The sequence below is a fragment of the Micromonospora yangpuensis genome (genome assembly GCF_900091615.1).
GTDB lineage: Bacteria > Actinomycetota > Actinomycetes > Mycobacteriales > Micromonosporaceae > Micromonospora > Micromonospora yangpuensis.
In genome coordinates, this window is sequence record NZ_FMIA01000002.1 from 3872253 (window position 1) to 3885321 (window position 13069).

Annotated in this window: 15 protein-coding genes, 1 pseudogene and 1 riboswitch; of the genes and pseudogenes, 7 read left to right on the top strand and 9 right to left on the bottom strand. The window is 72.2% G+C overall.

Going from position 1 to position 13069, the window contains the following annotated elements:
- Positions 1–253 precede the first annotated feature (253 nt).
- Together GA0070617_RS17520 and GA0070617_RS17525 are read right to left on the bottom strand one after the other, a co-directional pair.
- Positions 254–697 (bottom strand): hypothetical protein, encoded by a 444-nt coding sequence (locus GA0070617_RS17520; protein WP_139135695.1) that lies wholly within the window; start codon positions 695–697, stop codon positions 254–256.
- Positions 698–734: 37 nt separating this feature from the next.
- Complete coding sequence (locus tag GA0070617_RS17525; RefSeq protein ID WP_091439251.1) at positions 735–992, bottom strand: Txe/YoeB family addiction module toxin; 258 nt, start codon at positions 990–992, stop codon at positions 735–737.
- Positions 993–1213: 221 nt separating this feature from the next.
- On the opposite strand from GA0070617_RS17525, the gene GA0070617_RS17530 reads away from it, so the two are divergent.
- The gene (locus tag GA0070617_RS17530) at positions 1214–1492 is read left to right on the top strand and encodes a type II toxin-antitoxin system Phd/YefM family antitoxin (RefSeq protein ID WP_091439256.1); all 279 of its coding nucleotides are present in this window, start codon (positions 1214–1216) and stop codon (positions 1490–1492) included.
- Positions 1489–1899 (top strand): type II toxin-antitoxin system VapC family toxin, encoded by a 411-nt coding sequence (locus GA0070617_RS17535; RefSeq protein ID WP_091439259.1) that lies wholly within the window; start codon positions 1489–1491, stop codon positions 1897–1899. The genes GA0070617_RS17530 and GA0070617_RS17535 overlap by 4 nt, the downstream gene beginning before the upstream one ends.
- A gap of 251 nt (positions 1900–2150) precedes the next feature.
- Here GA0070617_RS17535 and GA0070617_RS17540 read toward each other — a convergent pair whose 3' ends face one another.
- Complete coding sequence (locus GA0070617_RS17540; RefSeq protein ID WP_091439262.1) at positions 2151–3725, bottom strand: exonuclease domain-containing protein; 1575 nt, start codon at positions 3723–3725, stop codon at positions 2151–2153.
- Between the two features lie 147 nt (positions 3726–3872).
- On the opposite strand from GA0070617_RS17540, the gene GA0070617_RS17545 reads away from it, so the two are divergent.
- The gene (locus GA0070617_RS17545; protein WP_175440568.1) at positions 3873–5585 is read left to right on the top strand and encodes a DUF6119 family protein; all 1713 of its coding nucleotides are present in this window, start codon (positions 3873–3875) and stop codon (positions 5583–5585) included.
- A 118-nt stretch (positions 5586–5703) separates the two neighbouring features.
- On the top strand, positions 5704–6162 hold the full coding sequence (locus tag GA0070617_RS17550) for a hypothetical protein (protein WP_091439267.1): 459 nt from the start codon (positions 5704–5706) through the stop codon (positions 6160–6162).
- Between the two features lie 79 nt (positions 6163–6241).
- Here the strand turns inward: GA0070617_RS17550 and GA0070617_RS17555 are convergent, their stop codons facing one another.
- Entirely contained in the window at positions 6242–6601 is a 360-nt protein-coding gene (locus GA0070617_RS17555; RefSeq protein WP_175440569.1) for a prolyl oligopeptidase family serine peptidase, read from the bottom strand.
- Between the two features lie 33 nt (positions 6602–6634).
- Here GA0070617_RS17555 and GA0070617_RS30645 point away from each other — a divergent pair, with 33 nt between their 5' ends.
- On the top strand, positions 6635–6784 hold the full coding sequence (locus GA0070617_RS30645; protein ID WP_175440570.1) for a hypothetical protein: 150 nt from the start codon (positions 6635–6637) through the stop codon (positions 6782–6784).
- Positions 6785–6872: 88 nt separating this feature from the next.
- Here GA0070617_RS30645 and GA0070617_RS32410 read toward each other — a convergent pair.
- The 4 genes and pseudogenes from GA0070617_RS32410 to GA0070617_RS17570 form a co-directional block, all read right to left on the bottom strand.
- Positions 6873–7124: pseudogene (locus tag GA0070617_RS32410) on the bottom strand (lipase family protein); the annotation flags it as partial.
- A gap of 150 nt (positions 7125–7274) precedes the next feature.
- A complete protein-coding gene (locus GA0070617_RS17560; RefSeq protein ID WP_091439271.1) occupies positions 7275–7745 on the bottom strand; it encodes a DUF1707 SHOCT-like domain-containing protein in 471 nt (156 codons plus the stop codon).
- A gap of 83 nt (positions 7746–7828) precedes the next feature.
- Positions 7829–8827 (bottom strand): diacylglycerol/lipid kinase family protein, encoded by a 999-nt coding sequence (locus tag GA0070617_RS17565; protein WP_091439274.1) that lies wholly within the window; start codon positions 8825–8827, stop codon positions 7829–7831.
- Positions 8828–8957: 130 nt separating this feature from the next.
- A complete protein-coding gene (locus tag GA0070617_RS17570) occupies positions 8958–9557 on the bottom strand; it encodes a LysM peptidoglycan-binding domain-containing protein (protein ID WP_091446592.1) in 600 nt (199 codons plus the stop codon).
- A riboswitch (cyclic di-AMP (ydaO/yuaA leader) is annotated at positions 9554–9696 on the bottom strand. Its footprint overlaps the gene before it by 4 nt.
- A gap of 294 nt (positions 9697–9990) precedes the next feature.
- Between GA0070617_RS17570 and GA0070617_RS17575 the strand changes: the two genes are divergently transcribed.
- Entirely contained in the window at positions 9991–10275 is a 285-nt protein-coding gene (locus GA0070617_RS17575) for a hypothetical protein (RefSeq protein ID WP_091439277.1), read from the top strand.
- A 56-nt stretch (positions 10276–10331) separates the two neighbouring features.
- Here GA0070617_RS17575 and GA0070617_RS17580 read toward each other — a convergent pair whose 3' ends face one another.
- A complete protein-coding gene (locus GA0070617_RS17580) occupies positions 10332–11828 on the bottom strand; it encodes an AfsR/SARP family transcriptional regulator (protein WP_175440571.1) in 1497 nt (498 codons plus the stop codon).
- Between the two features lie 246 nt (positions 11829–12074).
- Between GA0070617_RS17580 and GA0070617_RS17585 the strand changes: the two genes are divergently transcribed.
- Positions 12075–13064, top strand: a complete 990-nt coding sequence (locus GA0070617_RS17585) for a DUF1702 family protein (protein ID WP_091439290.1) — start codon at positions 12075–12077, stop codon at positions 13062–13064.
- The last annotated feature ends 5 nt before the right edge of the window (positions 13065–13069 follow it).

Sequence of the window (13069 nt, forward strand, 5' to 3'; positions counted from 1 at the left end):
CCGTTTGTTGCCAGGACTCGGCACCGCCATCGTGGTCCTGAGCGGACCGTTTCATCATCAAGCCTTGGCGATGACAACCATCGCTACTGGTCAAGCCTGCCATTGTGGACGGCAGCGACTCTTCCCACCGACCGCACACGATGGACAAAGCTGTCGTCTGACGCGCAGCCAGCTGAGGTGTCGGATTGTCGACTCAATGTCTTTCAGCCACGGAATGTCCGGACCGGGCTACCTCGTCGTCGGAGGCCGACGGTCAGCTGTTCCAGAACATCAGCGCACGCGCCCGCCGCGCGCGGGCGGTCAACTCGGGCACGCCCCGCGCGGGAACGGCGTACCCGCGCGCCCGGATCAGGGCCAGGAACTCCGCCGGCACCGCGACCCGGTGCCGGCGTACGTAGTAGGCGAGATCCCGACGCCACAGCCAGTCGCCGTCGGTCAGCACCGTGGAGCCGTTCATCACCTGATCGGTGGGCTCGAACGGGTCGGCGGCGACGTCCATCACGTCGATGAGCACATGACCCGCGTCGAGGTAGCCGACCACCCGGGCCAGGTCGGGCAGCTCCTCGTCGGCGACGCTGTCGAGGATGCTCCGCTGCGGCTCGGCCGAGCGGACGGGCCCGAACTCCAGGAACATCCCCGCCGTCTTCACCTGACCGCCGTCCATCAGTGCCCGCCGTTCGGATAGTAGGTCTTCCACTGCCCGTCACCCCGGCGGGCTCGGTGGCACCGGTCCGCTATCGGTCGCCGTAACGGTATCGGCAGGCGATGATCTCGACGTCGTCCTTGGTGATGCGGTACACCAGCCGGTGTTCGCGATCGATCCGGCGGGACCAGAAGCCGGACAACTCGCCCCGCAAGGGCTCCGGCTTTCCGATGCCCTCGTACCCGTTGCGCATCACGTCCGCGATCAGGTCGTTGATGCGCTTGACCAGCTTGCGATCGGAGTGGTCGAGGCACTGGCTCCATGCCGTCGCGGTGAAGACCAGCCTCACGCGACGTCCCGTACAGCGGCCGGATCGGGCAGCTTCCGCTCGGTCGTGTCGCCCTGCTCAAGCTCGGCGATCGATCGGCGGAGGGCAGCAGCATTGTCGGGGCAGCGCAGGTGGGCCGGAGGCACCACCAGGTGAACGACACCGCCACGGGCCGGCAAAGCGGCAGCCCGGATGACGCCAGGAGCTAGAACCGTAGAACATATCGTTCTACACTCGTTTCCATGGAACGCATCGGTGTCCGGGAGCTGAACCAGAACACGAGCCAGGTCCTGGCTCGGGTCAGTGGCGGCGAGACCGTCGAGATCACTGATCGCGGCCGCCCGATCGCCCGACTTGTTCCGGTAGGCGACGACAGGTCGGTGTTGGCCAAGTTGGTGGCGGCAGGGCGAGCCGCCCCTCCCACCGGCGGCGGCTCTGTGCCACTCCCGCCGAAGCTCGGTGACGAGAGTGTCGACGTGGCCACCTCGCTCGCGGCGATGCGTGACGAGGAGCGCTGGTGATCTATCTCGATTCAGCTGCCGTCGTCAAGCTGGTTCGCCAGGAGGAGTGCAGCACCGACCTCGTCTCCTGGCTCAACAAGCACGACGACGTGCCGCTGGTCTCCTCCGCTCTGGTCGAGGTGGAAGTACCCAGAGCGCTGCGCCGATCAGCTCCGCAGGCCTTGATCGGAGTGCCGGCTGCCGTCGGACGGCTGTTCCGGCTGGAAATCGACAGCACGATCCGGGCAACCGCAGCAGCATTCGCCGAGCCGACGATCCGCAGCCTCGACGCCATCCACCTGGCCACCGCCCAGGTGCTGACCAACGAGTCCGGCACGGCGCTCACCGCCTTCGTCACCTACGACCGGCGGCTGCTCCAATGCGCCAGAGAAGCAGGGCTACCCGTAGCAAGCCCCGGCCAGAACTGACCCACGAAGTCCCGGCCGCCGCACGGCCACGACATCGGCCGTGGCCTGCGTTCTGCGCTCTTGCACCCCTCCCGCTTGAGGCATCCACCTTCATGGCCAGCGGATGCTCCCGAGACGCCGCCGCCACCCGCAGGCCGGGGTGGTCGAAGACGCGCGGAGCCGTCGCATCGCCTCCCGGCGCGACATAAGCACTCGCCTGCTCATTCGGATCTTGGACACCATGACAGCCAACATCCCCGCGTGCGGGCGGTTCACAGGACGAGGTGGCGTACCAGTTCGATGGTGCCGGCCAGGAGTGCGCCGCCGAGCAGCGCGACCACCGCGCACCCGCTCTTGGCGTGTGAGCCGCCCAGCACCGGCGCGGACCGCCCGACGGCCGGTCCGGCCGGAAACTCCTCGGTGTCCGCCACCGGCGCGGGCGGGATCGGGTCGATGACCGTCCCCCCGTACTGCTCGTGGTACTCCGCCGGGCTCAGCTCCCGTACCCGCCAGAACTCGTGCCAGCGCGGCCCGTCGTACACCTCGGTCGGCTCGTCGGTCCCGGCCTCCTGGCCACCGCCGGTCGCGGCGGCGATCGCGTCGGCCAGCAGCGGGTGGGCCTCGGCCACCGACAGCACGGGTACGCCCAGCTCCCGCGCCCGCACGATCCGGGGATCGGTGTCGTCGGCGGCGGGGTCGGTGACGACCAAGCGGACGGTGCGGGTGAGCTTCACCGCGACGGTGGCCCCGTGGTCGACGGCGACGTCGACGACTCCGGTGACCTCGGCGGAGTCGCCGACGGGCAGGATGCGCCAGCCGCGCAGTGGTGCGCCGCGGCGGGCCCGGTTGGCCGCCGCGGCCTCCTCCAGGTCCATGATCAGGTGGGTGGCGGCGAGTTCCTTGGCGGCGCGTTGCAGCTCGCGCAGTTCGGCGGCGGTGACCACGCCGTCGGATTCGGCGTGGGCGCGGCGGACGACCAGGAACTCCTCGTGTACCTGGCGGGCGGTGGCCTGGGTGAGGCCGGCCCGGCCGACCAGGGCGGCGAGGTGGGTGGCCTCGTCGCCGACGATCCGGCCGTCGGTGAGGGCGCGGGCCAGCAGCGCCCGGTAGTCGCTGAGCCCGTCGGGGCGCGGGGCGGGCGGGTCCACCGTGTACGGCAGTCGGGCGCTGAGGGTGGCCAGCCAGCCTTCGCTGCCCTTGCGCAGGCCGACGACCCGGGGCGTGACCGGGGTGTGTCGTGGCTGGCCGGGTAGGGCGACCGGGGCCAGGCCGCGCCAGTGCAGCGGCTCGGGGGCCGCGCCGACCAGGCTGGCCAGGGTCGCGGCCATGGCGCGGGCGATACCGAGGGCCGAGGGCAGCGCGCTGGGCCACTCGCCGGTGATCAGGTTGGCCACCTCGGCCAGTTTGTGGTCGGGGCGGTCGAGGTGGAGCCGGGCGGTGGTCAGGGAGCAGAGCCCGGGTACGGGTGGCAGTGCGACGCCGAGGCGGTCGTACTCGGCGCTGAGGAACCGGTCGACGTAGTCCAGGCTGTGGCCGACCACGATCGCGCCGCTGAGCCGGGCGAGCAGGTCGTCGGCGATCTCGGCGAAGGTCGGCGCGTGGGTCACGTCGGCGTCGGTGATCCGGTGTGACTCGGGGTTCGGCACGGGGGTCTGCGGGTCGACCAGGGTGGCGTACTCGTCCAGGACGACGCCGTCGCCGCGCATCCGGACCACGGCGACCTCGCAGATCCTGGCCCCCTGCGCCGGGTCCAGGCCGGTTGTCTCCACGTCGACGAGGACGAAGGTGACGGTCCGTGGATCTGCTCCTGGCTGCCGGGTCAGCTGCCCGGCGACGAAGATCGACACCCCCGAAGTGTGCCATGCCTGTCAAACGGCATGACTGTTGACACGGTTCACAGAGGATGCTCTCATTGACGCCACCGACGACGCGAGGAGTCCGTCATGGACAGTTCCACCAGGCCGCCCCGGAAGCGATCCACCACGCGCCCGGCCGTGAACCGCCGACGCCGCCGCGCCGACGGGCCGCCGCCCGACCAGCCGGCGCTCTTCGACCACCAGCCGCACCGGCCGGACACCTACCTGACCACCGTCTACCGGCTCGACACCGCGCCCACCATGGCCGGGCTGCGCCGCGCGCTCCACCACCCGTACCTGCGGGAGAAGGGGTTCACCGCGACGCCGCGCCGGGTCGCCGGACGGCCGGCCCTGCTGGTCGACGGCGTGGTGCGGCAGCCCCGGGCCGAGTACTGCGACGTCATCGCGCGGCTCACCGGCCACGACATCGCCCTGGGCCACAGCAGCGGCGGCAGCGTCCTGCTCCTGGCCGTCGACGACCGGGTGTACGCCCTGACCTACGGCACCCTGGGCCGGCACATGATCGACCCGTCGGCCATCGACCGGGGCTTCGGCATCGAGTTCGCGGTACGCGCCCTGCTGCCCGACCACATCCGGCAGGTACGGCGCCGGGTGCTCGGTGCCAGTGGCCGGGTCGACCGCAGCCAGGTGCCCGGTGGGCAGCCCATCCGCTGGTACACCATCGACAAGTGGAACGAGCTGGTCGGCCAAGTCGCCGGTCAGGTCGACAACCCCCGGCTGGCCGACTGCCGGCGTACCGGCAGGCCCACCCTGGTGGAGGGCAGCGACAGCCTGCGCATCCGGCTCTGCACCGAGCCGGACGGCTTGCTCGCCGACCTGCGGGAGATCGACCGGGTGTGCCGGCAGGAGTCTCCCCTGTCCGACCTGGAGTTCATCACCCAGCTCCGGCCGCTGCGGTCGGACGACCCGAGGATGAAGGAGTTGCGCGACGCGGTGGACGAGCGGCTGGGCCTGGCCAATCCACCGGCGTTCGGGCTCGCGGTCCCCGGCCCGCTGCTCGGCGAGATCGAGCAGGTCCGGTCGTACCGGATCAGGATCGCCAGGTCGAGGCGGCCGGCGACCTCGACGACGGAGCTGGACCTGGACGCGGTGCTGGCCCACACCCGGCGGGTGCCCGACGGGAGGCGGTGGACGGGTCTGCAGGCCACCGACAGCCTGACCCTCTGCACCGACGAGGCCGGCAAGGAGACCATCACCACCACGCCGCTGTCCCGGTGGCTCACCGCCGAAGTGCCGGTGGGCGCGCACCGCCTGCTGCTGCACGAGGGCACCTGGTACGAGATGGGCGCCGGACACCAGCGTTTCCTGCGGGAGGAGATCGAGCGGTTGCTGGACCGACCGGCCAGCCTGGTGCTGCCGGCCTGGCCGACCGGCATGCCGGAGAAGGACTACAACGACCGGGTGGCCGGCGTCCTCCCCGGTTTCGTACCGCTGGACCGCAAGCTGCTCCGTACGGCCCAGCACCGGCACGGATTCGAGGCGTGCGACCTGCTCGGCCCGGACGACGAGCTGATCCACGTCAAGCGGGCCAAGGGCAGCTCACCGCTGAGCCACCTCTTCGCCCAGGGCGTCACCTCGGTCGACGCGCTCTGCCACCAGCACGACGCCCGTACCCGGTTCGTGGAGACGGTCCGGCGGCAGCAGCCCGGCCGAAGCATCGACGAGAGCTTCCGGCCCCGCAAGGTCGTCTACGGCATCGCCCTCGACCCGGGCCGGGCGCTCACCGTCACCGACCTCTACACCTTCGCCCAGGTGGCGCTCTACCACGCGGCGAAGACGCTGCGGGTCGAGGGCGTCGACGTCGAGGTGGTCAGCATCCTGCCCCGCTGACCGTCGAGGTCCACCCGGCCCGACGGACCGGTCCACCCGGCCCGTCGGGCCGCTCCACCCTGCCCGGCCGCTGCCACACGGGCCGCTCCACCCTGCCCGAGACCAACCAGGAGGCGTCGTGTTCCCCGACGAGTTCGACGAGGCCATCGCGAAGCTCCCGATCGACCTGTACCAGCGGGTCCGGGCGCTGCGGCCGCACCTGGACCGCCCGGCCTGCCCCGACTGCCTGCGGATCACCGACCCGGTCGAGTTGGCCCTGCTGGCGGCCCGCTACGGGGAGCTGTCCGCCAGCGGCAAACTGATCGCCGCCGCCGAGCGCCTCGCCGCCGCGCACCCGCACGACGCCGCCGAGCCGGACCCGCAACCAGAGACCGCGGTGCCCCCTGCCGCAGGGGCTCCGGCAGCGGGTGCCCCGGGCACAGGGGCCTTGGCAGCGGGGGTCCCCGCGGCAGGGGGTACCCGGGCCGCCGGACGGCGGCCCACCAGGCGACGGCCGTCCAGGGTGGCCGACCGGCGTCGGCCGTCCACGGTGACCGTCCGGCGGATGACCTTCCGCGGTTCACCTGCTGGCAGGTAGCCGATTGATCGACTCGGTTGGGTTGATGTGGCGGTATCAACCGGCCCCGGACACCGCCATATCGCCCCAACCGAGTCGATCACCATCCACCCTCGTGCATCCACGCTCCCACCTCGGCCGGCCCGTCCCCGTAGCCGGCGACGGACTGGCAGGTCTGCCGGGCCGGGTAACCCTTCAGCCGCAGCTCCAGCCAGGCCATGATGTCGTGGTCGGCGATGGCCACCACCGTGTTGTGGTCGGCCCCGGGGTACGTCCGGTAGTCCACGACGTCGCCCACCGCGCAGAGCGCGCCCACGCCCTGGTTGGCCTGGGTCTGGGCGGCGATGGTGTCCTCGGCCCCGTGCACGAAGAGGATCGGCGCGGCCGTGCGGGACCGTACCGTGGAGACGTTCTTGACCCACTCCAGCAGCGTCTGGTTGCGGGCCCAGTCGGGGTTCACCCAGCGGGTGATGGGTGGCGACACCGCCATCAGGTGCTGCGCCAGCTCTTCCAGGCAGAGGCTGCGCACCGCCGGCAGTTCGGCGGCGAACTCCGGGGTGAGCAGGTCGGTGGCCTGGTGCGGTCGGGCGCGTACTGCATGGCGGCCACCGCGATGAAGCCGACGAACGCGGCCGAGGAGTAGATCCCCGTCGCGAGGGGGGCTTCGTCGTGGCCAGGGTGTCCAGGCCGGGGGCGAAGTCGCCGCCGGACGAGATCGGCACCACGCCGAGCAGGTCCAGCTCCGGTGCCCGGTCGGCGGCCAGCTCGCCGGGACCGAGCGCGGCGAACCCGCCCTCGGAGTGGCCCACCGAGAACCACCGCCGGCCCACCTCGGCGGAGAGGTCGCGCGCCGCCCGCACGCTGTCGATCATCGACCGGCCGAGCGCCTGCCGCTCCACGAAGTTGTGCAGCTGTCCGGGCAGGCCGAGGCCCGGGTAGTCGGTGCCGGCGACCGCGTACCCGTCCCGCAGGTACTGGGCCAACAGGCCGCCGTAGTCCAGGTCAGGGTCGCGCGACGGCGCGCACTGCGGTGCGACGCCCGTGGTGCCGTGCGCCCAGGAGGTACGCCGGAGGCCGAATTAGAAGAACCTTCGCGTTGTCCGCCCGTCGCAGTGGCTCGGGGCGGACCAGGGTCAGAGCAGCAGGAAGAGGACGATGCTCAGCAGCGACAGGCCGAGACCGGCGACACCCAGCAGGATGCCGATGACCGCCAGCGTCTGGTTGGGCGGGCTCTTGAGGGCGGGCCGCCCGAGCAGGATCGCGGCCACCCCGAGAATCCCGCCGATGCCCCAGCAGAGCGCGAAGAACAACGACGCCCCGCCCAGGACCACCGAGACGATGGCCCAGGGGCGGGCCCGGAGATCGGAGTCGGTGGCGGGCCGCAGGGCGACCGGGGCCACCGGAACCGGGTACGGATACCAGCGGAGCTGGCGGGGAAGGTCGGCCACCTGGCTGGTCAGGTCACCGACGAACAACGCGCCGTGGACGGCGGAGATCCGGCTCTCGTACTCGGCCAGATCGAGGTAACCCTGCTCCAGGGCCTGCGACAGCAGGTCCAGGACCTGGTTGCGCTGCGCCGTGCCCACCCGCTCTTTCAGGTTCATCGCACGAGTCCCGTCCTCCGTCTGCGCCGGGGCCCCGGGAGCTGCCGGGACCTCAGCGTAGACAGCATGATCAAGCGAACCGGCTACCGCGGATCGGGGCAGCAGACCGTCAGGGCGTCCGGGACGACCTTCACCTTCATCCGGCTCACCTTCGCGCGGGCGCCACCGTCGAGTTCGTACGTCCTCGGGGTGTCCAGCCGGACGGTGACCTTGCGGGCGCGGGTGATCCGGACGAAGGGTGACTCCTCGGAGCGGCCGGCGGCCATCCGGCTCAGGGTGCGGGCCCAGTCGACCGCGCCGCTGGCGGTGGCCACCCCGACCTCCAGCGCGCCGTCGTCGGGGCGGGCGTCGTCGAAGGCCGGGATGCCGCCGGTGATCGTGCCGACGTTACCGAAGAGCACGCAGCTCGCCTCACCGTCGAACCAGTCGCTGCCGTCGACCCGGATCCGGGTACGCACACACTCGCCGCGCACGTGCCGCAGCCCGGTCAGCACGTACGCGAGGCGACCGAGCTTGCCCTTGAGGTTGCGGTCGGCGTCCTTGATGAGTTCGGCGTCGAAGCCGGCGCCGGCCATCACCGCGAAGTGTTCGCCGTTGAGTTTGCCCAGGTCGAGGGTACGTCGTCGGCCACGCAGCCCGATCCGTACCGCCTCGGGCAGGTCCTTCGGAATGCCCAGGTTGGTGGCGAAGAGGTTGGCGGTGCCGGCGGGCAGTACGGCCATCGGCACCCCGGAGCCGGCCATCGCGTCGGCGCTGCGCTGCACCGTGCCGTCGCCACCCCAGACGAAGACCAGCTCGGCGCCCTCCTTCAGCGCCCTGCGGACCTTCTTCGGCGCCTTGCGGCTCTTCGGTACCTCGTACCAGAGCAGGTTCTCGATGCCGGCGCTGACCAGCGTCGACCGCAACTGGTCGAGGCCACCGCCGAAGGTCTTCTTCCGGTGCGCGACGACCGCGACGGTGCCGAGCTTCGGCCCGGCGCCGGCCGACTCGGCGGCGGCGTGGCCGTTCGCAGCGTGCTCGGTGGCAGCGTGGTCGGCGGCAGTCGGCTCGGTGGGGTGCTCGTCCAGGGTCCTCGTGCTCATGGTGGTCGCTGTTACCCAGCCGGGCGGTGCGGTACGCGTGTCCACGGTGGAAGAGTCGCGGTGGACGGGTACGGAGGTTCGCCGGAACCGGCCGAGGCGGGGGCTGCCTCGGCCGGGTTCGCGGTCGAGGTCAGATGCTGAGGCGCTGCCCCGGGATGATCAGGCCGGGGTCGTCGCCGACGACGTCCTTGTTGCGCTCGTACAGCGCCTGCCAGCCACCGGTCACGTCGTGCGCGGCGGCGATCTTCGTCAGGGTGTCGCCGGACCTGACCACGTACGTGTCCCGGTCGGTGCTGCGGCTCGCCGGCGGGGCGTCACGCTCGGCGGCCTCGGTCGGGGCCGAGGAGCCCGAGGAGGAGACCGGGCCGCCCAGCGGGCCGCAGGTCGGCCAGGCGCCGATGCCCTGCCCCTTGAGCACCTCTTCGGCGATCGCGATCTGCTGGGCGCGGGTGGCCAGGTCGGCGCGCGGGGCGTACTGCAGGCCGCCGTACGCCTCCCAGGTGCTCTGCACGAACTGCAGGCCGCCGAAGAAGCCGTTGCCGGTGTTGATGCTCCAGTCGCCGCCGGACTCGCACTGGGCGATCGCGTCCCAGTTGACGCTGTCGGCCTGGGCGGGTGCGGCGGTGCCGAACACGGCCGCGAGGCCGGTGACGGCCCCGACGGCGAGGGTGCCGAGTGCCCTGCGGCGGTTGCTGAGGGCGCGGTGTCGGGATTGGTGACGAGTTGCCATGGGTTCCTCCACGCCGACGAGGTGAGCTGTCGGGTTCGGGCCGAGGAGCCCGGCCGCCCGGATCGGGCGGCTTCACCCCGAGGTGACGTGCACCGTGGAACCTGGGTCCCCCGCTCCATGCCTGTGGTGAGTGTTCCGCGAGGCCAGGGGCATGGATTGGGCGTACCGGGCGGCGGTGTCCGCGTCGGCGGACCCGTAAGAATCTAGGGGTGCGCCCCGGTGGCTGCATACGCTGCGTGAGGTTGTTCACCCGGTCACGCGGGGCGACCGGCGCCGGGGTTGCGGTCGGGGCGCGGACGGGGGACCCTGCCGGTTCACCGCCCCTGACCAGGGCATCAGTGTCAACCGTCACCCAACGGGACGGGCGGGACGGGTTTGAACGGGTGTTCACTGGTGAGGTTGAAGGGAACATCGCGTACGAGGGGGGCCGCAGGTGACCAGCCAGACCGGAACCGACCGTCAGGACTTCCCGCCGGAGGGTGTCACCGACCCGATGCTGTGGCGGCTCGCGGTCAGCGTGGCCGAGGAGCACCGGGGTGCCGAGCAGGGGCACTGCCGCAACCTGCAGTGTGCGGATCAGCCGCAGCCCTGCGCGCCGTGGACGTGGGCGCAGCGGGCGATGGAGCTGGCATACCAGCAGGGGCAGACGTTCGGCTACCGGCCGGCGTCGGCGCGGGCCCGGCAGGCGCCGCGGCGGCCCGACGCCGCCGCCGCCTGAGGCGGTCCCCGCCCGGATGGGCCGCGTCGACCCTGCCCGGGTCGGCCGCAGCGGGATCACGTACCCGTGGTTCCGTGTCGCGGAGGCCCCGGTCCACCCCGGTACCGGGCGGGAATCAGCCAGATCTGGGAGGCGGGCACCCCGAAGGCCACCAGGCGGACCGTCTCCAGCATCCACAGCGCCGCCCGGGACAGCTGCTGCGCCGGTCGCCGCAGCGGGTCGCCGGCGGCGGGCCGGCCCGGGGTCCCCGCCGACGGGCACCGGAGTCGGCGGACCGCCTCGTACGACAGGCCGAGCGGCTGCCGTGCGGTGACGACGACCGAGACACCTCGGCAGTTGCGCACGATCAGGTCGACCAGGTCCGCGCAGTCGTCGGCCAGGTGGTCGACGTCGTCGAGGACCACGAGCAGCCGCCGGTGGGCCAGCACCCGCAGTAGGCACTGGTCGGTGGACGGCTCGGTGGTGCCGGGCGGGTCGAGCTGACGCAGGAGGAACCCGACCAGGTCGGCGCGGGTGGCGGTGGTGGTGACGTCGACGGTGGCCACCCGGTGGGCGGCGAGGATGGCGGATGCCCGGCGTGCGATCGAGCGGGCCGTCGCCGTCCGGCCGGAGTCGGCCGGGCCGACCAGGGTCACCAGTCGCTGGGTGGCCAGCGAGCGGACGACGGTGTCCAGGTCGACGGTCTCCCGGTCGCGCGTGTCCAGGTCGGTGGTGTCCGGGTCGGTGGCTTCGGGCGGTCGCGCGGTGCCGGGGGCCGACGGGGGGAAGCAGGGGTGGCCGGCCGGATGGCTCGCCGGTACGTCGTCGACCCCGGACCAGGCCCGCCAGAGGTGCCGGTAGGTGTCCACCAGTTCGGGCCCGGGGGCGATGCCGGGATCGGCGGCGAGGCGGGCGCGTAGTTCGGCGTACCGGTCGAGGGCGGCCGGCAACTGGCGGGTACCGGCCAGCACCGACAGGTACCGGGCCTGCACCGCCTCGTGCAGGGGTGCCACGGCGGCCAGCCGCTCGGCGGTGGCCAGTACGGCCTCGGCCCGGTCCAACCGCAGGCCCAGGGTCACGTACTCCAGGGCCGCGTCGACCCACTCCCGCTGCAGCGTGTCGATTATCGGATGGCCGGGAAGCAGGCTGCGCAGCTCGACCAGTTCCGGGTCCTCCCAGAGCAGGACCGCCAGGTGGAACAGGTGGAAGGCCCAGCGGGGGTGTCCCAGTGGGAGCAGCCGGCGGGCGGTCCGGACGAGTTGCCGGAAGCGGACCAGGTCGGCGTTGTCGTGGTGGGTGCTCAGCTGGTAGCCGCCGGGGCCGGAGCAGATCACGGCGGTGCGGGACCGGCGGGGTGCCTCCGGCTCGACCGATCGACGCAGTCGGGCGATGTAGGTGTGCAGCAGGTGGCCGGCGTTGGCCGGTTGGATGTCTCCCCACAGGAGCTGTGACAGGGTGGCGACCGGCAGGAACTCCCCCGGCTGCAGGGCCAGCGCGGCGAAGAGCGCACGTTGCTTGGCCGGACCGAGGTCGTAGGTCGTCGACCCGTTGCCGGCGCATACCACGCCGAGCACTTTCACCCACACTGAACCGCTCGCTTTTTTCATAGGCTCCCGCCTGACTCCAGAGCCAGGGTAGGACGGCCTGCGGTCACAATCCAGTGTTGCGCAAGGCACTCTGCGTGAGATAGGTGCGTGATTCGCCCCGCTCGCTGCGGACGGGAACTATATAGCTTTCAAGAAGTCTTCAACTCGATCGTGCCAGGATCCGTACCCGTCAGACCCCGCCGACGCGGGCCGCTGCGAGGAACCGGGGAGCGCATGACCGAGGCAGCCGCGATCCCGACCGTGTACCGACCGACGGGCTGGCGTCGGCCGCTGGCCCTCCACCCGCACCTGGTGGACTTCGACATCCGGGGCTTCCACCCCGGCCCGGTCGCCACCCGACAGGCACTCGTGACGGCCGCGGGGTCGTTCCTGGACGGTTTCAACCGGGAACTGGACGTCGGCCCCTCCCACGCCCCGGACCTGGCGGCTGTCCCGCAGGCCTACCGTGGCTTCGCCGTCGAGGGGGCGGCGATGGCCGCCACCCTGCTCGACCGGCTCAGCCCGCTGCCCGGCCGGCGCTTCCGCACCCTCCTGAAAGTCCATCGTGGACGCTACGGCTACCTCGCGTATGTCGGCGCCGGCTGGGCCCTGGCCCGGTTGGACGGCCTCTCGGCCGGGCTGCTCGGCCGACTCGGCCGACTCGGTGCCACCGATCCGCTGGTGCGCTGGCTGGTCTACGACGGTTACGGGTTCCACCAGGCGTTCTTCGACCCGGACCGGACACTGTCGTGGTGGCGGCGGCACCCCGACCGGTGCGACGAGCGGTGCGCCATCCGGTACCAGGGACTGGGGCGCAGCCTCTGGTTCCGCGACTGTGCGGACCCGACGGCACTGGCCGGGCGGATCTCCGGACTGCCCGCCGGGCACCGGGGCGATGTGTGGAGCGGGGTGGGACTGGCCGCCACCTACGCCGGTGGGGTCGGCGACGACACCTACCTCGAACTGCGTCGACTCAACCGTCACCACCCCGCTGAGCTGGCCCAGGGCGCGGCGTTCGGCGCCGAGGCGCGGCAGTCCGCCGGGGCGTCGCCGCCGCACGTGCCCCGGGCCACCGAGCTGTTGACCGGCGCGTCGCCCGACGTCGCGGCCGGGTGGACGTGGCAGGCCCGACGCGGGCTCGACCGCCCGGGTGCCGGCCCGGCCGACTTCCAGCGCTGGCGCGAACGGATCCAGCAGCTGGCCCTTCCGTTCCTTCGCCGTTGACCCGA